Origin of the sequence: Candidatus Nanosyncoccus alces (assembly GCF_004138395.1) — a bacterium.
Classification (GTDB): domain Bacteria; phylum Patescibacteriota; class Saccharimonadia; order Saccharimonadales; family Saccharimonadaceae; genus Nanosyncoccus; species Nanosyncoccus alces.
Genome location: NZ_PRLM01000006.1, coordinates 104,244 through 128,488 on the forward strand (window position 1 = coordinate 104,244; position 24,245 = coordinate 128,488).

The window sequence follows — 24,245 nt, forward strand, 5'->3', positions numbered from 1 at the left end:
CTGATCGCTCTGATGAGGCCTTCCGCCTTCTGGCTCTTTATTAGATTCTAACTTGTTACTATTCAGTACACCAAGGTTGGCCGCACCGCCTAGTTTTTGACTATCTAATACCCCCCCCCGTGTGGTTCATCCGTCTCATGGTCTAGGGAAGGACTAGATAAATTCTCGTCAGAATTATCCTCCGGGGCTATATCATTTTTATACTCGTTAAGCGTATCGGCATCCATTGATTGGCCCTGAGAATCCGAATCATCACCCGAATATTTTAATTGTGGTTCCATAATACTCCTAATATTTAAGCTACGATCATCAAAAGATTAGCGAAGAGCAAAGTGGCGGCCAGCACACTCATTGAGATAACGAAGAACATGTTGGACTTTTGCCCGCGCTGATATTTCTCGTACTTAATGCCTTTGCGACCAGACTTTTTCGCAGCGGTACGAGTAGTCTTTTTAGCAGTTCTAGTTGCAGTTTTTTTCTTTGCTTGTGCCATAGTAATTCCTTTTTTATAATACTTAAGTTTATAGTAACACAGGTTTACCAAAGTAGCAAGAAATGTTATAATTATCTCTATGGACGCGAACGAAATCAGACGCAAATTTTTAGAATTTCAGGTACGAAAAGGGCATAAAATTATTCAGCCGGCGCCGCTGGTACTAGAAAATGACCCGACTACCCTCTTCACCGGTTCGGGGATGCAACCTTTACTGCCTTATCTTTTGGGTAAGGAACATCCGGAAGGCACTAGACTGACGGATTCGCAACCGTCTATGCGCTTACAAGATATTGAGGATGTGGGCGATCCGCGCCATACTACTGTGTTTGAGATGCTAGGAAACTGGTCGCTGGGAGATTATTTCAAAGAGGAGCAAATTCGGAACTTTTTTGAATTTTTAACAAAAGAAGTGGGACTGAGCCCTAGTAAAATTTATGTAACTTGTTTTATCGGCGATGAAAAAAACGGCATCCCGCGCGACACCGAAGCAGCCGAAATCTGGCAAAAAGTGTTTAGCGAAGCAGGAGTGGAAGCAAAGATTGCTGAAATCGGCTCGGCCGCAGACGGCGATAAGCGGGGGATCAAGCCGGGTGAGCGAATTTTCTTCTACGATGATAAGGAAAACTGGTGGAGCCGTGGTGGTGGCATTGACACTACGCCGATCGGCGACCCGTGTGGGCCGGATAGTGAAGTGTTTTATGATTTTGGCGAAGAATTACAAGATGAAACAAAGTATGGCCTAGCACACCCGGCTAGTGACGGCGCGCGATTTATGGAAATTGGCAACCAGGTGTTCATGCAATATCGCCGCAAGGAAGATGGTTCGTTTGAGGAGCTAGAAAAGAAAAATGTAGACTTTGGCGGCGGGCTAGAACGAATTGCGGCAGCGGCAATTGGTTCGTTTGATGTGTTTAAGATTTCGCTGATGAAACCGATTATTGATCGGCTGGAGGAGATTTCCGGCAAGAAATATGAAAATAATACCGACGAAATGCGGGTAATCGCCGACCATACTCGTGGAGCATATCTATTGGCAGCGCAAGGTCTAGTGCCGTCCAATAAGACCCAGGGGTATGCGATGCGCCGCCTGGTGCGACGAGCGATTTTGCGCGCGTTAGACCTTGGAATTTCGGCGAATTTTCTTTCGGCGGTAGTACCGATTGTGGCGGAGAATTACCGCGATTTACCGGATAGTATTTTGACTCACCGAGAAAATGCTTTAGCGGTACTACTAAAGGAGGAAGAGAGTTTTCGTAAGACCTTAAATAAGGGTCTGAGGGAGCTGAGAAAAATTGCCAACAAAACCGAGCAATTATCTGGAAATGATTTGTTTAAACTACAGGACACTTACGGGTTCCCGCTGGAATTGTCTGTGGAAGAATGTTACCGCGAGGGAATTAAACTATCCGAAAACTATCTGAAAGAATTTGAGATGGCATTGGCTAAGCAGCGTGAACGTTCGCAGACGGCCAGCAAGGGGATGTTTAAGGGTGGCCTGGAAGACCATGGCGAGCAGACAGTAAAGTACCATACTGCGTGCCATTTACTCCTGGCGGCTTTACAAAAACTGGTGAGCTCAGATATAGTGCAGAAGGGTTCTAATATTACAGCAGATAGAGTGCGGTTCGATTTCAATCTGGACCACAAGATGACGCCGGAGGAGATTGCGGCGGTAGAAGACCAGGTGAATGAGTGGATTGCTGCGGATTTACCAGTAGTATTCGATGAATACGAAAAAGCCTACGCGCGTGACACCTTGAAAGCGCATGGCCAATTTTGGGATGAATACCCCGAGATTTTGAAAGTTTATACAATCGGGGATTTCGACAATCCAATCTCGCGCGAAGTGTGCGGCGGTCCACACGTAGAACATACCGGCGTGTTGGGGCATTTTAAGGTAAAAAAAGAAGAATCTTCTTCCGCTGGCGTACGTAGAATTAAAGCAATACTAGAGTAAAAATTTGACTTTTTAGTGTAAGTGTGATATAATTAGAGTAGGAAGGGGGTGTATTTTATGGCTGTACTATGTTAACTTCATCTGGTACCACCATAACTGGCGAAGGAACAATATTCCATAGTAGAGAAAATCGGATTGGCGATCTTGATCAAAAAGAGTTTGACAAAGTCGTAGATGAACTGAAAGATACGATATTGAATACTATGGATAATAGAATTATAAAAGAAAGTTATTCTGTTGTAGATGATGGTAAAAATATTGTGTTTAAATCAATCCAGTTGATAGAATAGCAGCGGCCGCCTCTTGGCGGCTTTTTCTTGTATTAGTTTTGCAAAAGTTTGGCTAGCTTGGCTTTGAGTTTGTTTTCTTCGGGGGCGCCGGCTAGAGTATCAGTGCCGACACGAAGGAGCCCTAACGCTGTAGCAAAGGAATGGTCTAGGTGGTCTTCTTCGCCGATAATAAGATTTGGCAATTCATTAACATCTAGCAAATGAATAACCGGGCGGCGCGAGAAAGGAAGACTTTGGTACCAATCTGATACAGCTAGAGTCTCTTGAAGTAGAGATAACCCAGCGCCACCGCCGCAAAGTAAAACATTACGCGGGAGGCTGCCAGAAATATCAAAATCTTCTAAGGCTACCTCTACACCCGTAAGCCAGACACTGAGATTTCGCGAAAGAGCAGTTTCTACCTTGGCCTTGATGCGGTCGTCCAACTTGCCACTGTCGTAGTCTAACTTATAACGCTCGGCGGTAGCGGTATCTACACCAAGAGATTCGGCGATTTGATGAGTAAAACTACGGCCACCGATAGAAAACATTTTGGTGCCTTCTACGCCACCGTCTTCTACCACGGCAATATCGGTAGTACCACCGCCGATATCCATCACTACGCTAGAAAAACTAGACTCTAAATCGTCTCCAAGACAGGCGCGACAAACTGCAAAAGGTTCTACGGCTACGGTAAGCAGGTCCAGATTGAGTTCTGCACAAACCTTTTCGATGGCCGCCACGTGGATAAGGGGCGCAAAGGCAGTGTAGAATTGAATCACCACGTCGGAACCCTTGAAGCCAATAGGATTGGAAATCTTGTAGCCGTCTATGGTAAGGGAAACAATGGCAGAATTAATTAAGCGGACTTCAACGTTTTTGTTGCCGGTTTCTAGCGCTACAGTCTTACGCGCGACTTCACCAGATTTTTGCTGAACTTTTTTGATGATATCGTTCATTTCGGCTTCGGTAATAGGCTTGTTAGGGTTTTTGCGGCTATAGCGAACGGTAGTAGTGTTGCCCTTAATAAGCTCGCCTGCAATGCCGACTACGGTAAGCCCGGCGCGTTCGCCAGCCTGTTTCTCCACCTTGACCAAAGCCTCTTCACAGGTAACCACTACGGCAGGGATGTCGGCCACTGCGCCAGCATGCATGTTACCCTCAGCCTGCTTGGCCTTGCCAACGCCTAAAATCTCTAGGTTGCCTTTTTTGGCTGGGCGTGCCAAAACCGCCTTGACGAATTCAGTACCGATATCGAGAGCCAGAATAGTACTCATGGTTTGATTATAACACATTTGCCCGGGACAAGGCCGGAGAGTTGGTATTTGCCAAATTGAGTGCGGTGAAGAGAAACAACGCGATAACCAAGCGCCGCAAAAGTACGACGAATCTGACGATTACGACCTTCCGAAAGGACGACCTTATACTTGTTGCTATCCTGACGAAGTACGGTAAATTTTGAAGGGCCGTCGTCAAGCATAATACCATAATCAGAGATCATCTGTTGATGGAGAGGTTCAAGTGGTCGGTCTAGTCCCACCTCATAGACTTTTTCTTTGTGAAATTTAGGGTGGGTCATCTGATAAGCGAAGTCGCCATCATTAGTTAGCAAAATTAGACCCGAGCTGTCTTTGTCTAGTCGGCCGACAGTTTTTAATTTTTGGTATTCTTTGGGCAATAATTCATACAGAGTAGGGGTGCCGCCTTGAGCACGACGTGAACAAACATAACCGATCGGTTTGTTGAAAGCGATATACAAGAAATCCGTGTCAAACGGAATTATCTTCTTATTATAACATACTTTGCTATATTTGTCCAGTCTAGCACCCAAAACGGCAGTCTTGTCGTCTATAAAAATCTTACCGGCAACAATCAACTCATCTGCTTCGCGACGGGAGACGCCAAGACGCTCGGCTAAAAATTTATTGAGTCGGATTGGCTTGGGCTGGTCCGTCATAAGCTTGTGATTCTGCCGGTGCAATGGCCGGCATTGGTTGCGAAACTTCTGGCTGAGGTGTTGTTGCTGGTTCAGTTGGCATTTGGACCTGGGGCTGTTCGATTGGCTGTGCCGGTTGTGGCACAGTTTGGGCCGACATTTCTGGAGCCACTGGTTGAGCGGCAGACTTGGCTTGTGGAACTGGGACAGCAGCTGGTTCTGGCACGGTAGGGGCGACACGGTCGCCTAGCACTTCGTGAATGGCGTTAATTACATCCTCGATTCCAACCTGAGACTTAACTAAGTAGCGGTCCGCCCCGAGACGCTCGCCGCGTTGACGCTGATCTTCTGCCGAAAGAGCGGTCATCATGATAACTTTAATGCTAGCGGTCTCTGGTGTAGTCCGTAAGATATCCAGCATGTCAAAACCAGAAATTTTTGGCATCATAACATCTGACAAAATCAGATCCGGTTTTTCGCGCACCGCCATAGCCAAAGCTTCTTCACCGTCGCCGGCAGATACTACATCATAACCCTCGGCAGTGATACGAATGCCATAGATTTCACGTAGGCTTGCGTCATCTTCGACTACCATTACTTTACTCATTGTTGTACTCCGTTTAAGTTATTATTGATTTGAGGTTGAATAGGTTGAGGTGTTGGAGGGGATATGGGCGGAGCTGCGGCCGGAGGAGCGGGTGGCGTAACTGCTGGTCTAGGTTGCATGACTGACATGACTGGAGCGGCGGTAGCAGGGGCGACTGTTTGGGGAGCTGGGGGTGACGACGGAGTTGGAGTGAGTTGTTTTTGCATTTGCTGATTACGGACTACAATCATGCGCTTTTCGTATTCGTCGCTAGTAATCCGTGGCAGCGAGACGTAGAAAGTCGACCCTTCACCGAAAGCAGACTCTGCCCAGACACGCCCACCCATCGCTTCGGCACGCTGTTTAACTAGATATAGACCCAGGCCGGTACCGCCAATAGTACGCGTATCGGAATTATCTGCGCGATAGAATTTCTGGAAAATATGCCCAAGGTCGTCTGCAGAGATACCAATGCCAGTGTCAGTAACGTTGATTAGAACTCTGTCACCATCACCACGAACATTAACATAGATTGAACCACCTGCAGGAGTGTATTTAATTGCATTTTCTATAAGATTGTCCAGGATCTCGCGCATGAAATTAACATCCACATAACCATAAACCACCTGGTTCATTTGGCGATTATTGTCAAATGATATGGAATCGTTGGAGCCAAAGGTAAAACTGAGTTTGGCATCCTTGGCGCGCATGAGGTAGTCGTCTGCGATGGTTTTTACTAAACCGACCATTTCGGCTGGCTCAAAGCGGGGCTTAATTTTGCCGTCATCTAGTTTGGTGACATCGAGTAAATCTTGGAAAAGTTTACCTAAGTGCTGAGAAGCGGCGTGTGCAGCATTTAGATATCCCCGGGCACGCTCATCAATGGCAGCAGTCTGAGGATTAAGCGCAAGTGATAAATATCCTTCGATAGAAGCTACTGGCGTACGCATTTCGTGGGAAGCTGTGGAGATGAATTCAGTTTGCTCACCTTCTTCTGCAAGTTCTTTAGTAATATTACGAAAAGTGATAATACGGTTTTGGCCTAAACCGTCGGTAGGCATCACGGATACAGCGATTGGGATACGCTTATCAGATTGGCTAGCAATCAAGCAGCTTTGAAAAGGGTCAAGAGGTCGTCCAGTACTCATGGCTTGGATAAGCGGATTCTCGGACTCAGGAAGCTCACGTCCTTCTTTGGATTCTAGTTTCAAAAGTAGGCCATAGTCTAAACCAATAGCTTTATCTGCAGAACCACATTCCGTCATGTTAATAGCGGCAGGGTTAATGAATTGGATTACTCCGGACTTGTCAGTAATGATTACCCCGTCATGAATATTTTTAAGAGCAAGCTCAGCTAACCCGGATTGGTTACCCACGCCGTCTTTGGGGTTATTGCGCTTAAATATCTTCATCTAAGCTTATTTTAACACAAGCTAGATAAAATGTGTTATATTTTAATTATGAATAAAGACGTCATTTATATTGAGCCGGAAGATGACATCACCGATATCATCACCAAAATTGAGAATTCAAAAGAAAAAATTGTGGCATTAGTGCCACCAAAAAAGGCTGGCGTATTTCGTAGCGTAGTGAATATTAAATTGATTTCCAAGGTGGGAACCACATCAGAAAAAACTATTGTACTAGTGACGACGGACCCGTCCATTGTGAAGTTGGCGGCTGCCACAAAAATGCCCGTGACCAAGAATTTGCAAACTCCACCAGCAATTTCTACAGCAGAAACTGAAATAGAGGAAGTTTCTGAGGAAGAATTAGTTGATGAACCGGAGGGAGAGGTTGAAGAGGGGATAACCGAAGAAACGATAGAAGCCACCGAGGACGATGAAAAAGAAGAGCCGACGTCCAAAAAAGATAAAAAGAAAGAAAAAGCCGATAAAAAGAGCGAGAAGAAAAAACCAACCGGGAAGACTGGCAACCCAATAATAGATTGGATAAAATCACACAAGAAGCTGTCAATTTTTGGGGGAATCGGGATCTTGGTATTAATATTAGTCCTAGTATGGGCCTTCGCAATAGCCCCGGCTGCCACGGTAAATGTCAGTATAAAAACAGAAAACAACAACTTTTCTGAAAATATCACTTTCACCACTAATGCTGCCGACGAAGATGCCACTGCTGGGAAGTTCTACCTCCAGGAAAAGAAACTAGAATCCGTGTCGGAAGTTTCCTTCACGGCTACCGGCCAAAAGAATAATGGCGAAAAAGCTACAGGCGAGGTGATCGTATATACTTTCTTCAAGAGGGAAGGAACAGTAGCGATTAATGCTGGTTCAACCTTCACAATTAATGGCCTTTCCTTCACATCCGACAAGAACGTTTCGTTGTCTTGGGGCGGGGACGATTTTAATGACTGCGACAATAAAAACAATGCCACCCAGATTACAAATTCTGGTTGTCAAATATCCGGCAGAGTAACGGTGACGGCTACCGGAGCTGGGACAAAATATAACATCGCAGCTTCTAACTCTGGCTGGAGCACTACTGCGAATGTGAGCGTATATTCTGATAAGGCCATGTCTGGCGGCACTGACGATATTGTAACAGTAGTGGAGCAAGCTGACATTGAAAAGGCAAAAAATGAGCTCAAGGCTTCTAATGAGGACGAGAACAAGGAAAAGTTATTTGACAGTTTAGGCGAAGACGTACTAGTGATAGAGGCTAGCTTCAACCAAGATACTTCTGCTGCTGTAGCCACACCGGCCGCCGGAGAATCGGTAAAAGACGGTGAGCAGCCCACACTAAAAGCTACTACTACAGCTTCTGTGTATGTGATTGATAAAACCAAGGTGGAGGAATTTATTAAGGAAAAGGCTAAACTTGGAGATGACCAGAAAATTTATGAAATTAAAGACCCGTTCATTGAGAATTTCCTTAAAACTGGTGACGGATATACTGGTAAACTTAAAACTACTTATGCCTCCGGACCTAAAATCACCGATAGCGATGTAGTAGAAATCGTCAAGGGGAAGGGTGTTGGGGACGCCAGACATGATCTCAATAATATCAACGGTGTTGCCAAGGTTGAAATTGAGACTTCTTACCCATGGGTAAATGCGATACCTGGCGATACAAACAAAATCACCGTAAACGTCAGCATTGAGGAAGAATAGTGTTCCCAGAATTAATTAGTGGACTGGTCGATAGCTGCGGGAAGGCTAGAGAATGAAGATTTTAGCTTTGGATGTGGGCGAAAAACGTATTGGAGTAGCACGTGCTGATTCTGATACTAGGATTGCCGTTCCCGTGGGATTTATTGAGGTAAATGGCTCAGAGTGGCAAGAAATTGCAAAAGTTGCACGTTTGAATAGCACTAGCTTCTTTGTATTGGGGCTGCCGCGTAGCAATGACGGGAACGAAACTGCCCAGTCCCTATACGTAAGGCAATTTGCTAAGAAAATGGTAGAGCGTATCCCAGGAGTAAAGATCAGATTCCAAGATGAATCTCTCACTTCGGTAGTGGCAGAGGAAAGACTGAAATCTCGCAAGAAGCGCTACGAAAAAGGCGAGGTCGATGCAGAGGCCGCCTCGATTATATTGCAAGATTTTTTGGAGAGTCTTGGGAGGGATACTGCGATGCCGTCTTCTCCCGATGCGCAGAATTATATGGAGAGTAATGGTGCTCGCCTAAACTCATGGTCCTCAGGGGATAGCACCGAACGATTACAAGGTGCTGCCAATTTGGCAAAAAGGGAGGCAGATAAGGTAAAGTTAAACGCAAAAAAGGCAAAACATAAAATGAAAACAACAACGAAGTGGATATCTGGACTAATTATATTGGCGATAATAGGGCTAGCGGCGGCGGGAGTGGCAATGTTTATTAGAGACCAGCGTTATAAAGATTATGCTGAGCAATTTGCCCAGATAGAAGCAAATATGCAGGCTGAAGTGTTTGATTTTACTATAAAACCCGGCGAAACAATATCCGATATTAAAGATAATCTGGTAGAACTAGGTTACAGCACCACGGAAGTGGAGGCCGCCCTGAACGCTGATTACAATTTTGCGTTTTTACAGAACCGGCCAGATGGGGCAAGCTTAGAAGGTTACCTTTATGGCGAAACGCACGAATTCTATAAAAATACCCCCGTCGGAGAGATTATTGAAACATACCTCGCAGGGATGGAGAGAGTGATCACCGAAAACGAATTGGAGGTTAAATATGCTGCCCAAGGGCTATCTTTATTTGAGGGGATTACGTTAGCGTCGGTAGTACAAAAAGAGGCTCCTTCAGGAGAGCAACCTACTGTGGCACAAATATTTTTGACACGTTTATCATACGGAATACCACTTGGAAGTGATGTAACAGTATCCTATGCGATTGACCAAATCGATCCTAATAGACAGATTTATGCAGATAACCAAGCAGCCCTAAGCGTAGATTCATGTTATAATACACGCCTTTATACTGGTTTGCCCTGTGGCCCAATCTCCAACCCTGGTCTATCTGCTCTGTTAGCAGTGGCTGAGCCATCAGATACCTCTTATCTTTACTTCTTGACAGGAGACGATGGAATGATGTATTATAGTTACACGGAGGCCGAGCATATCCAGAATATTGCCAGCCATTGCCGAGACCTCTGTAACATATCATTATGACGAAACGTAAGAAAAAATTTGATTTTGAGCGCTATAAGAGCGGTTTGTTATATCTGGTTGCCAGTTTGGCAATACTGATGCTAGTTTTTGTTGGTTCTATAGATAAACATAATAGCGACACAAGCTTGAGCCTGGATACTTTTGCTGCAAATGACTACAATGTTTCGGTCGATCAGCTATCTGAGCTGTATGTGGTAGCGGATTTATCAGACGCGTTGGGTTTGGCGAGTGCGTCTGATGTGGCATCAAACTATGTTATAGCCACCACGATGTACGATTCGGGCCAAACATCTACTGGTAAGCTTGAAAAACCCAACATAACTAATATCTCCGCCTCGCGCGGCGTAATAGAGCATACCGTCGAGGAGGGGGAAAGCATGGATACAATTGCGGCTGAGTATGGCGTTTCTACTGATGAAATTCGTTGGTCTAATGGTCTTAAAACTACTGATGTATCACCGGGTTCAGTGCTTTATGTGCCAAGTACTTCTGGCATTGTATACACTGTGAAGTCTGGCGACACGGTGGAGAGCATTGCGGAAAAGTATGGTTCCAACGCGGCGGAGATTGTTGCCCTGAATGACCTTGAGGTATCGGGCGTGTCTGAAGGGATGAAGATTATAGTGAAGGGCGGCTCTCTACCAGAGACAGAGCGGCCAGAATATGTAGCGCCAACGGTGCGTTATTATGCGACATATACCTATCTGGGTAATACGTCCACCAGGGAGAACCTTGTTTGTAACCGAAGCTTAGGCGCGGGGCAATGTACGACCTGGGCATGGTTAAAACGACCAGATCTTACTTTTATCCAAGCCAATGCTAACAGATGGGACGATATTGCCAGAAACAGCGGACGTTTAGTCGACCATAGCCCGTCGGCTGGCGCAATTTTCCAGACAGATTCAGGCTGGTATGGCCACGTGGGGTATGTGGAATCAGTCAACGGTGATGGGTCAATTAACGTATCTGAGCGGAACTACTCGGGCTGCTACGGCGTGCTTTACTCTACTATTCCTGCCAGCGCAGTGGGGAACTTCAATTATATTCATTAGTAGTGTTTTTAGATTAGGCTCCAATTATTGAGCCCGAGAGAACGGATACGAGATTTAATCTCTAGCAAAGTTGTGGCTTCATTGAATACTTCGGGCGGGAGACTGGTTGCCGTCATTATATCTTCGCCGGAACGAAGGCCACTAGCTAAGGCCTGGAGGATCTTTGTTTCAACATCATTGTCGCCGATAAGGTTGGCCTGACAGAGTTTTTTGTACTTTTTAGTATAATCTTCTGGAAAAAGTAGCTCTAGTATGTCTTTTGGTTCAGTGTAAGGAATTGCCCCCTGTTTGATAAGTTTATTACATCCTTGGGAATAGGGATTATTAATATTACCGGGTACAGCAAAAACTTCTTTACTTTGTTCTAAGGCATGGGTAGCAGTATTAAGTGAGCCAGACCTTTCAGCGGCTTCCACGACTACAACAATGTCGGAGAGCCCAGAGATAAGGCGATTCCGCTCAAGAAAACTAACCTTAGTAAAGACATTGGCTCCTGGGGCATATTCGCTCATTACGGCGCCACCTTTCTTAATAATTTCTGCGGCCAATGGCTTGTGAGAGGCTGGGTAGATATGATCAATTGGTGTACCGAGTATTGCTACGGTAACTCCGTTGGCGTCTAGACACCCTCGATGGGCAATTGAATCAACCCCAAAAGCTAACCCAGACACCACGACAACCCCACGTTTCCCAAGCTCATAGGCTAATTTGTAGGCTACTTCCTCGCCGTACTTGGTGTTATGACGGCTACCGACAATGGCAACAGTTTTGGGCCGCTTCGCTCTGGCGTCTGTTCGGTTTTTCTCACTTGATTTTTGTCTAGATTTGTTTTGTTTTTGGTCAGTACTTTTAGAAATTTCGGCCATATTTTCCGGCATTTTGCCATAAAAATACAATGTTTTAGGCTTAAGCGCAATACTGTCTAACACCTCTGTAAAATTGGCTTCTAGGGGTGAAATTTGGTTGATTTTTGTAAAAAAGTGTGAAAATAGTGTTGACATATTTTTCCTCGTGTGATATAATGAAGTCAGTTGGGGCACAAAAAAGTGCACCACACCGCACCTAAATAAATTATAATTTCGGCTATACTACTTCCAGTGTAGCAGAAATTGCGTGCTTTTGAAACCCTTTCGACTTTTGAATTTCTTCATGGTTCACAAGTTTTTAAGTATTACCTCCACTTAGAAAGGCCCATTTCGAAGGCATAGCAATCCCTCTAACCGGCGGGCCCCAATTGTGTGAGGTGGGTTACGCTCCGGGGTTCACCCGGTATAGTAGTGAAGCGTTAGAGGGCCAAAATAGCCTCAGGTGATGCCCACCCTTACCTGAGGCTTTTTTGATACGATTATAAAAGCTAGAGAAGTAGGTCGTAAAGGGTTCTGGATTCATAATATTTATGCTTGCATGATGTGATATTATAGTATTATGTCTAAAAACTTGGTGATAGTAGAGAGCCCAGCAAAAGCACATACGATCGAGAAATATCTCGGATCGGATTTTAAAGTGTTGGCAAGTGTAGGGCACATTCGTAAGGACACCAAGGTTGATAAAACTACTTTTGATGTGACCTATGAGATTGATCCAGGGCACAAATCAATTATTGCGGAACTAAAAAAAGAAGCCAAAGCGGCCGAACGGATTTGGCTAGCAACGGACGAAGACCGCGAGGGAGAATCAATTTCTTGGCATCTGTGCGAAGTATTAAAGTTACCGAAAGACACAGCCAGGATTACCTTTCACGAGATTACTAAGCCAGCGCTAGAGAATGCTATTAAGAACCCGCGCACGGTGGATATGGATATGGTAGCCAGCCAGCAGGCGCGGCAAACACTGGATATGCTAGTGGGGTACGATCTCTCTGATATCGTACGAAAAAAGGTGCCAGGGGCAATTTCGGCGGGGCGGGTACAGAGCCCAGCGCTGCGCCTAGTAGTAGAGCGCGAAAAAGAGATTGAGAAATTTGAGAGTAAGTTTAGCTTTAAAATCGCTGGTGAGTTTATACAGAAAGAAGCCGAAATGTTTGATTCGGGACACACTCAAGGTCGTTCAGCCGAGCTTACGGTCCCAAATCAAACATTTTCGGCTTCTTATGAAAGTAAATCTCCCGAAGATGAACAAAGTGCCAACAAATTGCTTGAATCGTTATCTCGAGCTGATTTTGTTGTAGCAGATGTAGAAGAAACGGAAGGCACCAAGGCTAATCCGGTACCATTTACTACGGCGGCGCTACAGATAGAAGCTAATAGTAAGCTAGGATTTACTTCGCGCACCACGATGAGTGCGGCACAGGGACTATACCAAGCCGGGCTGATTACTTACCACAGAACCGACTCGCTAAACCTGTCTAGTCAAGCAATTGGGGCGATATCTGGCTATATCGAAACGAATTTTGGGAAAGAATATCTAAAGGTGCGGCATTTTAAAACCAAAGATGCCAGCGCGCAAGAAGCGCACGAGGCAATCCGCCCAACCAATATTGCGAATTTAAATGCCGGAAAAAACGATTATGAGAAGCGGCTGTATCGTTTGATTTGGGCACGAACGGTAGCCACACAGATGGCCAATGCCAAAGTCGCAAAAACCACTATCAAGATTGCTGCTGGGGCAGACGAAACTTTTGTTGCCAAGGGCGAAGTAGTGATATTTGATGGGTTTTTAAAAGTTTATGGAAAGTCTAAGGATCTAGAGCTGCCAAAGTTGGCCAAGGGCGATAAAATGGATTGCCTGGAGTTAACCGCACGTCAGACTTTCGCCAAGCCAGCAGCTAGATACACCGAAGGCTCACTAGTGAAAAAACTAGAAGAGCTAGGGATTGGCCGACCGTCTACCTATGCATCCATTATGACAGCGATTCAGGCGCGGGGTTACGTGGTAAAGGGCGAAAACGAAGGCGAAGAGCGCGAGATAGTGGAATTAAAGGCCTCCAAAGGTAAAGTTTCGCGCGCAGTAGTGAAAGAAAAATTTGGCGCTAATAAGGGTAAATTAATCCCTACGCCGATTGGCGAGCTAGTGTCTGGGTTTCTGACAGACAATTTTAAAAATATCGTGGATTATAAATTTACCGCAAACATTGAGAAAGATTTGGACCTAGTGGCAGATGCCAAGCTGGAACGGGTAAAAATGCTGAAGGACTTTTACGGGCCGTTTCGCGATACAGTGCTGGTGGCGAATGGGGTAGAGCGATATAATAATGCGCGTCTCTTGGGTCACGACCCAAAAACTGGCAAGCCAATCTATGCCAAAGTAGGAAAAAATGGTGGTTTCATCCAATTGGGGGACAACGAGAAGGAGACTGGCGAAAAACCACGCTTTGCACCATTGCCAAAACGAAAATCCGTTAAAACAGTGAGCCTGGAACAAGCGCTAAAGCAGCTAGCTTTGCCGGTGCTACCGAGAGAGCTAGGCAAAGCACCTGACGGCGCGGTAATCGTTGCCGCCAATGGGCCGTTTGGACCATATCTCAAGGGCGGCAAATACAATATTCCGATGAAAGATTTGGACCCTTATACCGTAAGCTTAGAGGAAGCTTTGCCTTTGTACCAGGCTAAGGTGGATTCTATTATCGCGGATTGGGACGAAATCATGATTGTTAATGGTGCTTATGGGCCATATATCAAGGGGCCGGGGCGGAGAAATAACGTCAAAATACCGAAAGAAACCGATCCAAAAACTATCACGCGCGAACAGGCAGAAGAAATGCTAAAAAATAAGCCGAAAACTACGCGGCGGGGCGTGCGTGGCGGGGCGAAAAAGAAAACTGCTGCTGGAAAAACGACAGCTAAAAAACCTGCGAAAAAGTCTGCAAAGAAATAGTTTAATAATCTTCTACAAAAGTAAATTCCTTACCAGCGATAGAGATAATGGAATCTGGCTCGGCCCCCATGGTAGTGAGCTCGCCGCGGATACCCAACTTTTTCATAATATCGCGTAAGCGGTTAACACTGGCGTAATTGTTTAAATCCGTACGACGGGCAAATTTTTCAATTTTCTCACCGGTGACGATAAATTTACCATCTTCGGTTTTTTCGACTTTCCAGGCGGTTTTGAGCTCTTTAGGATTGAGAGAAATGACAGGCAGAGTATCATCGGTCGTGATAGTTTCATCTCGCTCGGGGGCGCGTCCGCCCGGCCCATCGCCATGGGCGGGCGGCGCTACTTCTCGCTTTGCCAAGCTCCGAACCCCCCTTCGCTGAGACGAAACTATCACTTGCGACAGTTCACGCAGCAGCTCTTTCAGCCCCAAATGTGCACTAGAAGAAATCGTGAAGATTTTGGCGGCGGGGTTTTTAGCCAAGATAGCAGCCATTTGCATCTTGATAATATCTTCGTCTACGCCTTCGCATTTGGTAAGTGCCACAATTTCTGGGCGGTCTTTTAAGTCCGAGTATTTTTCGAGTTCTTTTCGGATGGTGGTGTAGGCCTCGCCAGCGTCATTACTATAAATATCTACTAGGTGGAGCAAAACTGCAGTGCGATCCACGTGGCGAAGAAAATCGTGCCCTAGACCCTTGCCTTCGGCGGCGCCCTCGATTAAGCCGGGGATATCAGCAATTAACAAATCGCGGCCGTCAATAGTAGCAACGCCGAGATTTGGCGTGATAGTAGTAAATGGATAGTCGGCAATTTCGGGCTTGGCGTTAGAAACTACCGAGAGAAAAGTAGATTTACCAGCATTTGGTAAACCCACCAGCCCGACGTCAGCCATAGTTTTAAGCTCTAACTCGGCTTCGAACTCTTCGCCTGGCTCGCCAACTTCAGCAATAATTGGAGCTTGGCGGGTAGAGCTTTTGAAGTGAGCATTACCAAAACCGCCGTCGCCACCTTTAGCGATAATCGCTTCTTGACCATCGTAGGTTAAATCGGCAAGTAAAATACGCGAATATTCGGTTTCGGACACGCTCAAGGGCGCTCGCCCGAGCTTACGGTCCTCAACCGAACCATTCACGGATTTTGTGCCGATTTTATATACTACGGTGCCAATTGGCACTTCTACAATCAAATCTTTGCCACTACGTCCAGCGGCACGTTGACCAGCCCCATTTTTGCCATTTTCGGCTGTCAAAATAGGAGTAAAACGAAAGTCAATCAGCGTGTTAGTGTCTTTATCCGCTTTGAAAACGATATTGCCGCCTTTGCCACCATCACCGCCATCTGGACCACCTTTAGGAATGTAGATTTCACGACGAAAAGAAACGGCTCCATTGCCGCCATCACCGGCTTTTAAACTAACTTTGGCAGTATCGACAAACATAGTTTTATTATAGCACATTATCCTGGTTTTATAAAATAAAAGATGTCATTACTATTGACTTTTTGACATAAGTGTGATATAATCTGGTCTTATGGGGGAGTACTTTAGCATTTTTGTGAGTTTTATGCAAGGTATGACCTCCTTTTTGTTCGAATATACATAAGTAGATTTGTTTTGAAAGGGAGGCATTATATGTCATTCGAATTATTTTTACCCATCATAATTGGGGCCGTCATCGTGTTAGCAGTAGTTATACTGCTCTTTTCGATGATAAGAACCGCTAATGGTAACGAAGCACTCGTGGTTTCCGGCGTCGGGGCTACCGATAAAAAAGGGAACCCCAAAATTAAGCGCGCCGGCGGCAGAGTCGTGATACCTTTTATCCAAAAGGCAAAATATTTTGACCTTTGTGTCCGCACGGCGAAAGTTGAAGGCGATGTGACCAAAACTCAGACCGGTGTACCGATTCAGATTGATTGGGCTGTTGCGTACAGCCCTGATATATCCTCTGACGAGAGTTTGCAACGCGCAGTTTGCAATTTTCTTGACAAGGATGACACCGAGCTGAAGCGTGTTATTCTGGACGTAGTCTCTGGCGGCGTACGTGCCGTAATTGCTAAAATGACTCCGGAAGAAGTCATGAACGGCAAAGATAAACTTGATGATCAGGTCAAGGAGTCTATCTCGGCTCAGATGAAAGATCTTGGTTTTAACGCCATTCTTTCCATTCATGAAGTTGAAGATGCGTCTGGCAGCACTTATTACAAAGACTTGGCAGCTAAGGACCGCGAAACTAAACGCCGTGAGGCGGCAAATATCACAGCTGAAAACGATCAGCAGATCCGTGAGACCAGAGCTGAGACCGATAAGGCGGCTCAGGAAAAAGAACTGGCGGCTCAGGTGACTATTGCCGAGAAACAGCGCGATACCGACGTTAAAAAAGCCCAATTCCAGGCGGAAACCGCCCGTGAGCAGGCCAAATCCGAAATGGCCGGCGAACTCGAAAGGGAAGACATCAACAGACAGCTCGAAGAGCGCAAGGGTGCCGTAGCAGTCACACAGGCTGAACAGCAGAACCTTGCTGCTAAGAAGCAGCAGGAAGTTGAAGTCACCAAGGCGGAAACTGCCAAACGTACTACTATCATCAACGCGGAAGCGGAAGCGGGCAAGAAGAAGGCCGAAGCAGAGGGTGAAGCCGAGGCGGCTGCAACCCGTAAGACGCGCGAAGCTCAGGCGGCTGCGACAGCACGCAGGACTGAAGCCGAAGGTAATGCCGAAGCGCGCAAGACCGAAGCAACCGCGGAAGCGGAAGCCACTAAAACCCAGGCTAACGCAGATGCTGAAGCTACCAAACTGAAGGGCGAAGCTGAAGCTGCCGCCATTTCTGCTAAAGGTAAAGCGGAGGCAGAAGCTATCGAAGCCAAAGGCAAAGCGGAGGCAGAAGCCGCAAAGGCACTTTCCGATGCACAGGCCGCGAATGACAAGATCAACTTCGAACTGAAGAAGATCGAGATTGAACAGAACACCAAAGTCCAGGTAGCAACCAACATTGCTACTGTCATGGCCGAGGTCGGCAAGAACGCTAAGTTCTATGATTTCGGCGGCGGAGCTAAGGATGGAGGTGGCGGTGATCTCCTTACCAGCGTTATAGGCCGTCTCCCGCAGCTATTCGCGAAAGCGGATCTGACCGGCGAGGCATTGAATGGAGAAAAAGTAGACGAGACCATTAAGCGTCTTGTTTCATCCATTGCAGGACCTATTAAAGGACAGGATATGACCCCCCCCCAGGAGTAGAGGACGCTACGGAATAAAGTTCCGCCAAAAACTCACACTATGTCCCGTCTTCGGACGGGACATTTTTATTTTAAAAATATGCTTGACAGTTGCACGCTTATGCTTTATCATGAGAGTAAGCTGATACGCTTCACAGGGGTTCCACTGAATAGTTAGTGAAGTGTGGAGACTTACATTAAAACAAAAACAGCGGATTAAAACAAACCAATGTGCCCCAAGGGTGGGCGCGCATCAGCGCGAAGGGAAGACGACTACCGGAGGTCGTCTTTTTTCTATTGGATACACAATACAAAATGATAGTTTAGCCCATGAGGGCAGGAAAAAACCGGCACTTTAGTGCCGGTTTAAAGAAAGGAAGTTGGAACTGCCTTAAAGGCTAAGATAAGCTCCTGAAGACCAAGCGAACTGTAGCGTTAGCGCTAGGATTGCACTGCTTAGATACTACAATATTGTCGTTCCCACCATACATGTAGAGTGCACAAGGGATATCGGGGGAGAGGGCACTCCGGCCAAGATAACATCCGCTGACGTTATATCCATCTACATAACACAGACCGTTCTGAGGGTCGGCATTATAGTGTACATAAAGGCTCTCGCCGATGATGTTCCCGTACAGCCCCAGCCCAAGAGACGTCATTAGATGGTGTGAATGACGATTGCCATCCCTCACGCTAAATTCCGCGGCGATCTCCCTCAACTCTTTGTAGCTAGGCACGTCCCAGCCGCAAGGGATAACAGTATGTGGGGATTTGAGGGCCTTTAAAGCATCAATCTCAGACAAGGTAAAATACTTTTTGCCTTGTCTGAAGATGGTACCATCTTCAAGAGTGACGTCTTCCGGGAGATAAAAATCCGATTGAGCTATGAAGAGTCCGCTCTTGGTTTGGGTTGCCAAGTCGAGAGAATAATTGCGCATAAAATCTTTCATTGCGATTCCTCCTTTCTAAGGTACTCTCTGACTACAACGTCTAAGCTTCCGGGCTCATTATCTCTTATCCACTCTTAAAAGTCAATGTTCTGCGCAGTTTTATTATTGTTACTTTGGGAGTAACTTTTTCTTACGGATTAATTCCATAGATTATTTGATTTTTTAGATATTTTGTGATATAGTATAGAGTAGTACGTTTATCCTGTTAACTAAATTAGGGGGTGAAAAAAAATGGAAAAGCGTATTGTCAACGAGAAGTTCATTAACGAATTGCGCGAATTTCTTTACCGCGCACAGAAGTACGGTTACGGCGGAAACGTAAAACCGCACGACGGCGTAGACGGGACACACACTTTATCCTATACGGACAGAAGAAGCGGGTTGTCTTTGTCTGACACTTGGTACGGTGGGGAACCGTTTCGTGGGATTACGGTAATACGGTGCAAAGGCATTGTATGTTGGGTGATGACCTACGGTGGAGAAGTATCCCCTGGCGTAGACAAGGAGGCCGTGTATGCCTGCTTGCGCCCCGCTTTGGTGGCTAGGAATCATGTCAGCCCGTGGCGTGGACCTGAGGTATACATCGCCGAGAACGGCATGCGCTACGTCAACGAATGGCACGGTGATATAAATAAATTCAGCGGTAAAGAAAACATCTACGAGAAAGGCGGCACCCGTCTGTACGAATGCAAATACGAGGGCGGGTTCGTAGACCGGAGATGATTGCTGGCCGTCGCTACTTTAGCGGCGGCTTTTTCTTGGGATAGATGAATAAGCCGAAAAATGGTATAATATAGGTATGATTAAGTTTACAATTGTTACGCTGTTTCGGGAAGCGCTGGAGCCATACCTCAAGACTTCGATGATGTGGAAGGCCACCGAGAAGGGTTTAGCAGAATTCGACTTTGTGAATTTAAGAGATTTTGGCCTAGGACCGCATAAATCAGTAGACGACACACCTTATGGAGGCGGAGATGGAATGTTGCTTCGATGTGAACCGGTATTTAATGCAATAGAACCAGTAAAAGCGAAGGATCCAGACGCGAAAGTGATTTTGCCTACCCCAGTAGGAGTGATCTGGAGCCAGAAGCTAGCAAGAGAGTTTGCATTTAATTCGGGGCTGTGTCCGTCCGGCCTATCGCCATGGGCGGACGGCACTAATTCTCGCGCTGCCGCGCTCCGAAATACCCCGAATCAAAACGCAAATTCTCATTTTATCATTCTGTGTCCTCACTACGAGGGGTACGACGAGCGGATTTTATCTATTGTAGACTATAAAATTTCTCTAGGAAAATATGTGCTAACTGGCGGAGAATTGCCGGCGCTAATTATTATTGATTCGGTAGTGCGACTAATTCCAGGGGTGCTAGGGGGTGAAAAGTCGGCTGAGATTGAAAGTTTTTCGGATGGAGATAATCTAGAATACCCGCAATATACCAAACCCTATGATTTTCGTGGGATGACGGTGCCAGACATTTTACTCTCTGGTAATCATGGTGAAGTCGCCAAATGGCGCGCGGAACATAGCGGTAAGGCCGGATAAAAATCGGTCGTAAGACTATTTTTACATTGGACAACAAGGCACAAGAGTTCGTCTGCCGTTAATCTCTATATATTTGTCTTCACAATCACAATGATATTCCTGATGAAGTTCCTGGTAATTGTCTATTGCGATTGGTAAACAGAATATAGATGTAGAAATTATCATAACGAAAAACGATATATAAAGAAATATTTTTTTCCTAAATAAAAATTTGTAAAAAAATGCTAGCAACGTGGCGCTGGATATAATAAATACAAGTGAGACTGCAGAATACAAAATTGCGGCAACAGACCAATTATAAGAATCAAAATAGAAATTTATCAGGTCAAACAAACCCAGAAATATCGATATAAAGGAAGTTATAGTAATTAAGCCTCTTGTAAACTTACTCCTTTTGCTATATAGTGAATCTTTTTTAAGAGTAACAAAAGCTAATAAAACAATGGAGAGCAGAGCCAACATATAAAAGACTGTCATGAGTAGGTAGGTTCCACTCATTAGCATGTAGTAGCCACTATCTATCTCCCATCTTGCTGCTTCGCCAAATATTTCAAACATATGCATTTTTAGTATAACAGCCAATTGATTAACTTGTCAATCATAGATGTAGGCAAGGGCAGATTTAATAACTATAGTATAATGGGATCATGGATTTGTTTGCCGGAGTGGAGACTTTACCAGGGATAGGCCCGAAACGGGCAGAGATTTTGAAAAAAGCCGGCATCCGCACGGTACGGGATTTTTTTTACAATTTACCGAGAGATTACAACAATTACGAAACGCCCACTTCTATTGCCGAAATGCGCCCCGGCAAGGTGGCGATAAAGGGAAAAATAGATAGCCTTTCCGTGCGGCAGGCGCGGAGGCGGCGGCTCTCTATAGTGGAAGGCGTGATTAGGGATGGTACCGGGGCAGTAAAAGTAGTGTGGTTTAACCAATCCTACCGGATGCGACAGTTCTCGCCAGAGAAGGAATATTTTTTTACCGGTAATTTTGAGCTCAAAAACGGGCGTTACAGCTTGATTTCGCCGTCGGCCGCCGAAGTAGCCGAGATAGATCCCAGGAACGGTCTTAGCCCCATCTACGTGGCTCACGGGGCGTTGAAATCGCATGATTTTAGGCGGCTCATCGCAAATTCGCGTAGTAAATTCGCCAGCATCCCTGATCTTTTGCCTACGGTGAAGCCCGGCACGCGCAAAAACGCCCTGTTTTACGCCCATTTTCCCAATTCCATTAAATCCGCCCAAAACGCCAGAGATTATCTGGCCTACGAAGAGCTATTCGAACTGATACTGGCGGCAAAGCTCAACCGCCAAGAGAACGACAAGCTAAAAGCTGAAAAAATTCCCTTTAATGCAGCAAAAATTAAGGATTTTGTGGCGAAATTGCCTTTTCAACTAACGGGAGCGCAGAGATTGGCGGCGTGGGAAATTTTCCAGAATATGGAAAAAGACACGCCAATGAATAGACTTTTACAGGGAGATGTAGGGGCAGGCAAAACGATGGTGGCAGCTCTGGCGGCCTATGCGGTCGCGCTAGAGTGCCGTCAGGTGGCCCTGCTCGCGCCCACCGCTATACTAGCCACTCAGCACTATGAAGGGCTCTCAAAGCTTCTAGGCGCGTTTGGAGTGAAGGTGGCACTGCTGACGGGTGCCACCAAGCAAAAATCTGAGCTAAAGAAACAAATCGCTACAGGGAGGATAGATGTGGTAATTGGTACACACGCGCTGCTCACAGACGATACGGAGTTCCAACGGTTATCTCTGGTAGTGATAGACGAACAGCACCGTTTTGGGGTGGGGCAGCGGCAAAAGTTGCTGTTAAAATCCCCTAGCGGCCTGGCGCCGCACCTACTTGCGATGACTGCCACCCCTATACCGCGGTCTTTGCAGCTGACCGTATTTGGAGATTTGGATGTATCTATTTTAAACGAGCTGCCTAAAGGGCGGCAACCAATCGCCACCAAAATTTTAACAGAGCTAGAAACTAGAGAGACTTTGTACCCGAAAATCCGCGAAACTTTGAGCGAAAAAAGCCAAGCATACTGGGTATGCAAGGCAATAGATGATGATCCGCGCACCGAGACTACTTCGGTAAAATCGCGTTGCGAAAAACTGAAAAAGGTCTTCCCGGGGGCGAAGATCGAGTTTTTGCACGGGCGGATGAAACCGGCCGAGAAAGATGATATAATGGAGCGATTTTCCAGGAATGAAATTCAGATACTGATATCTACCACAGTAGTAGAAGTGGGGGTAGATGTACCAAATGCCACTTTGATGGTAATAGAGAACGCCGAAAGCTATGGCCTAGCTCAATTACATCAATTAAGGGGCCGGGTGGGGCGAGGAAGCAAAGCATCTTTTTGCTATCTGCTAACCCCTGGCGATAACCCGCCTTCACGGCGACTAAGAGAATTAGAGAAATCTACCGACGGGTTCCATCTGGCGGAAGTAGATTTGAAGCTGCGCGGCCCAGGGGAGATTTATGGCGCCCTACAACATGGAGCGTTAGATTTGCGCATTGCTACACTTTCCGATACTAAACTGATTCACCGCGTCCAAGCAGACGTTAAAGAGTTCTTGAAAAATCCTGAAAATATGGTAAAATACAAGGAATTAATGAGCGGTATTACCAGATACCAACAAATAACCACCCTAAACTAATGAGCAATATCAAAATTACATCTGGAAAATTTAGAGGACGGACGATCGAATCGCCCGATTCTAAGGCTACCCACCCGATGGGAGCAAGGGAAAAGTTGGCGCTATTTAACATGATTGCTGATTATTTACCTGGGGCAAATGTATTAGATGCTTATGCCGGCTCGGGAGCGCTAGGGATAGAAGCACTTTCACGCGGAGCGAGTTACGCGATGTTTGTAGAGAAAAATTCACGCGCCGCCGCGGTAATTCGTAAGAATTTGACAAATTTAGAGCTTTTGAAAAGTGCTGGAGTGTCTGAGGGGGACGTGAAGAACTTCCTGGCACCTAACAGCTTTGATATTATCATCGCTGACCCACCATATGATGATTTTGAAGTGCGAAGCACAGAGCTTTTGGTAAAGTTTTTGAAGAAGGGCGGGATTTTAGTACTATCTCATCCGACTGAGACCCCAGAGATTAATGGATTGACTCTACAAAAAACGCGTACTTATGCCGCAGCGCATATTTCGGTTTACATAAAGTAGTCTGCTCTTACTTATTGGCGACTTGCATTGTTGCATTAATTGTGATATTATTGCCGGACGGATCGAGCGTAATCTCGAAATTTAGTACTTTAGGAGAACAAAGAATGAAAGATCAGCCTACCTATATATTGGGTATATCTTTGCAGAAAAAGACGCAATGGCGGAAATGTTGTATTGAAAAATACGAAATTCTACCAACTTCTACTGAGCAGTATTCTACAATGTCTAGAGAGATAATCCACACGATAGATTATTTCGGCAACGAATTTATGCAACAACATTTTGGCAAGAATTTAATACATTTTGGTCCGAACGGTAGCGGAACTGGTTTCGTCTTAATTTTGAATGGACAGTATGACGATAAGGCTATTGCCAATACTATGCAAAAGTTTTATGCGTTCCTAGACACCGTTGACGGTTCGGACATAGATACAGCAGGTTTTGATTTGCCCGGGGCTCAGTGGATAATAATGTATTATGTCACCATGCTTAGTCAAGTACTGCGTCGACACTCGGCCAGCACATAGTGCTGGTTTTTTCTTGACGTAAAGCCAGTGAGTCATACGGCAACATTGACATTTTTACATAAGTGTGATATAATTCAGGTGGTATTTTAATTATCCCGTACC

21 protein-coding genes are annotated in these 24,245 nt (G+C 45.8%); 12 read left to right on the top strand and 9 right to left on the bottom strand.

Annotated elements, in window-relative coordinates; all coding sequences use genetic code 11:
- Positions 1–104 precede the first annotated feature (104 nt).
- Together G3RUM_RS03825 and G3RUM_RS03160 are read right to left on the bottom strand one after the other, a co-directional pair.
- A complete protein-coding gene (locus G3RUM_RS03825) occupies positions 105–281 on the bottom strand; it encodes a hypothetical protein (protein ID WP_164998356.1) in 177 nt (58 codons plus the stop codon).
- A 14-nt stretch (positions 282–295) separates the two neighbouring features.
- A complete protein-coding gene (locus tag G3RUM_RS03160; protein ID WP_129735295.1) occupies positions 296–493 on the bottom strand; it encodes a hypothetical protein in 198 nt (65 codons plus the stop codon).
- A gap of 79 nt (positions 494–572) precedes the next feature.
- On the opposite strand from G3RUM_RS03160, the gene G3RUM_RS03165 reads away from it, so the two are divergent.
- Both G3RUM_RS03165 and G3RUM_RS03170 read left to right on the top strand, forming a co-directional pair.
- Complete coding sequence (locus tag G3RUM_RS03165) at positions 573–2,453, top strand: alanine--tRNA ligase-related protein (RefSeq protein WP_129735297.1); 1,881 nt, start codon at positions 573–575, stop codon at positions 2,451–2,453.
- A 68-nt stretch (positions 2,454–2,521) separates the two neighbouring features.
- Positions 2,522–2,743 (top strand): hypothetical protein, encoded by a 222-nt coding sequence (locus tag G3RUM_RS03170; RefSeq protein WP_129735299.1) that lies wholly within the window; start codon positions 2,522–2,524, stop codon positions 2,741–2,743.
- A 32-nt stretch (positions 2,744–2,775) separates the two neighbouring features.
- On the opposite strand, the gene G3RUM_RS03175 is transcribed toward G3RUM_RS03170, so the two are convergent.
- The 4 genes from G3RUM_RS03175 to G3RUM_RS03190 are packed head-to-tail and all read right to left on the bottom strand — an operon-like array spanning position 2,776 to position 6,656.
- Positions 2,776–3,999: a cell division FtsA domain-containing protein gene (locus G3RUM_RS03175; protein ID WP_206660904.1), complete on the bottom strand. Its 1,224-nt coding sequence runs from the start codon at positions 3,997–3,999 to the stop codon at positions 2,776–2,778.
- The gene (locus G3RUM_RS03180; protein WP_129735303.1) at positions 3,996–4,679 is read right to left on the bottom strand and encodes a pseudouridine synthase; all 684 of its coding nucleotides are present in this window, start codon (positions 4,677–4,679) and stop codon (positions 3,996–3,998) included. Before G3RUM_RS03180 ends, G3RUM_RS03175 begins: the two co-directional genes overlap by 4 nt.
- Positions 4,645–5,265 (bottom strand): response regulator transcription factor, encoded by a 621-nt coding sequence (locus G3RUM_RS03185; RefSeq protein WP_129735305.1) that lies wholly within the window; start codon positions 5,263–5,265, stop codon positions 4,645–4,647. The genes G3RUM_RS03180 and G3RUM_RS03185 overlap by 35 nt, the downstream gene beginning before the upstream one ends.
- Positions 5,262–6,656 carry a sensor histidine kinase gene (locus G3RUM_RS03190; protein ID WP_129735307.1) on the bottom strand — a complete coding sequence of 465 codons (1,395 nt, stop codon included), beginning with the start codon at positions 6,654–6,656 and terminating at the stop codon, positions 5,262–5,264. Before G3RUM_RS03190 ends, G3RUM_RS03185 begins: the two co-directional genes overlap by 4 nt.
- A 48-nt stretch (positions 6,657–6,704) precedes the next feature.
- Between G3RUM_RS03190 and G3RUM_RS03195 the strand changes: the two genes are divergently transcribed.
- From G3RUM_RS03195 to G3RUM_RS03205, 3 genes are read left to right on the top strand one after another with little or no spacing between them, the layout of a single operon-like run.
- Positions 6,705–8,375, top strand: a complete 1,671-nt coding sequence (locus tag G3RUM_RS03195) for a hypothetical protein (RefSeq protein WP_129735309.1) — start codon at positions 6,705–6,707, stop codon at positions 8,373–8,375.
- A 52-nt stretch (positions 8,376–8,427) separates the two neighbouring features.
- On the top strand, positions 8,428–9,861 hold the full coding sequence (mltG, locus tag G3RUM_RS03200; protein WP_129735311.1) for an endolytic transglycosylase MltG: 1,434 nt from the start codon (positions 8,428–8,430) through the stop codon (positions 9,859–9,861).
- Complete coding sequence (locus G3RUM_RS03205) at positions 9,858–10,913, top strand: LysM peptidoglycan-binding domain-containing protein (protein WP_129735313.1); 1,056 nt, start codon at positions 9,858–9,860, stop codon at positions 10,911–10,913. Before mltG ends, G3RUM_RS03205 begins: the two co-directional genes overlap by 4 nt.
- Positions 10,914–10,921: 8 nt before the next feature.
- Here G3RUM_RS03205 and dprA read toward each other — a convergent pair whose 3' ends face one another.
- The gene (dprA, locus tag G3RUM_RS03210; protein ID WP_129735315.1) at positions 10,922–11,914 is read right to left on the bottom strand and encodes a DNA-processing protein DprA; all 993 of its coding nucleotides are present in this window, start codon (positions 11,912–11,914) and stop codon (positions 10,922–10,924) included.
- 424 nt (positions 11,915–12,338) lie between these two features.
- On the opposite strand from dprA, the gene topA reads away from it, so the two are divergent.
- Complete coding sequence (topA, locus tag G3RUM_RS03215) at positions 12,339–14,726, top strand: type I DNA topoisomerase (RefSeq protein ID WP_129735317.1); 2,388 nt, start codon at positions 12,339–12,341, stop codon at positions 14,724–14,726.
- 1 nt (position 14,727) lies between these two features.
- Here topA and obgE read toward each other — a convergent pair whose 3' ends face one another.
- Positions 14,728–16,164, bottom strand: a complete 1,437-nt coding sequence (obgE, locus tag G3RUM_RS03220) for a GTPase ObgE (RefSeq protein ID WP_129735319.1) — start codon at positions 16,162–16,164, stop codon at positions 14,728–14,730.
- Positions 16,165–16,356: 192 nt separating this feature from the next.
- On the opposite strand from obgE, the gene G3RUM_RS03225 reads away from it, so the two are divergent.
- Positions 16,357–17,958, top strand: coding sequence for an SPFH domain-containing protein (locus tag G3RUM_RS03225; RefSeq protein ID WP_129735321.1), 1,602 nt, complete (start codon positions 16,357–16,359; stop codon positions 17,956–17,958).
- A gap of 376 nt (positions 17,959–18,334) precedes the next feature.
- Here the strand turns inward: G3RUM_RS03225 and G3RUM_RS03230 are convergent, their stop codons facing one another.
- Positions 18,335–18,886, bottom strand: a complete 552-nt coding sequence (locus G3RUM_RS03230) for a hypothetical protein (RefSeq protein ID WP_129735323.1) — start codon at positions 18,884–18,886, stop codon at positions 18,335–18,337.
- A gap of 231 nt (positions 18,887–19,117) precedes the next feature.
- On the opposite strand from G3RUM_RS03230, the gene G3RUM_RS03235 reads away from it, so the two are divergent.
- From G3RUM_RS03235 to G3RUM_RS03255, 5 genes are all read left to right on the top strand, one after another.
- Positions 19,118–19,609: a DUF5680 domain-containing protein gene (locus G3RUM_RS03235; protein ID WP_129735325.1), complete on the top strand. Its 492-nt coding sequence runs from the start codon at positions 19,118–19,120 to the stop codon at positions 19,607–19,609.
- A gap of 76 nt (positions 19,610–19,685) precedes the next feature.
- A complete protein-coding gene (locus tag G3RUM_RS03240; RefSeq protein ID WP_129735327.1) occupies positions 19,686–20,429 on the top strand; it encodes a tRNA (guanine(37)-N(1))-methyltransferase in 744 nt (247 codons plus the stop codon).
- A 647-nt stretch (positions 20,430–21,076) separates the two neighbouring features.
- Positions 21,077–23,092: an ATP-dependent DNA helicase RecG gene (gene recG, locus G3RUM_RS03245; RefSeq protein ID WP_129735329.1), complete on the top strand. Its 2,016-nt coding sequence runs from the start codon at positions 21,077–21,079 to the stop codon at positions 23,090–23,092.
- Positions 23,092–23,616 carry an RsmD family RNA methyltransferase gene (locus G3RUM_RS03250; RefSeq protein ID WP_129735331.1) on the top strand — a complete coding sequence of 175 codons (525 nt, stop codon included), beginning with the start codon at positions 23,092–23,094 and terminating at the stop codon, positions 23,614–23,616. Before recG ends, G3RUM_RS03250 begins: the two co-directional genes overlap by 1 nt.
- 104 nt (positions 23,617–23,720) lie before the next feature.
- Complete coding sequence (locus tag G3RUM_RS03255) at positions 23,721–24,143, top strand: S-ribosylhomocysteine lyase (protein ID WP_129735333.1); 423 nt, start codon at positions 23,721–23,723, stop codon at positions 24,141–24,143.
- Positions 24,144–24,245 lie beyond the last annotated feature (102 nt).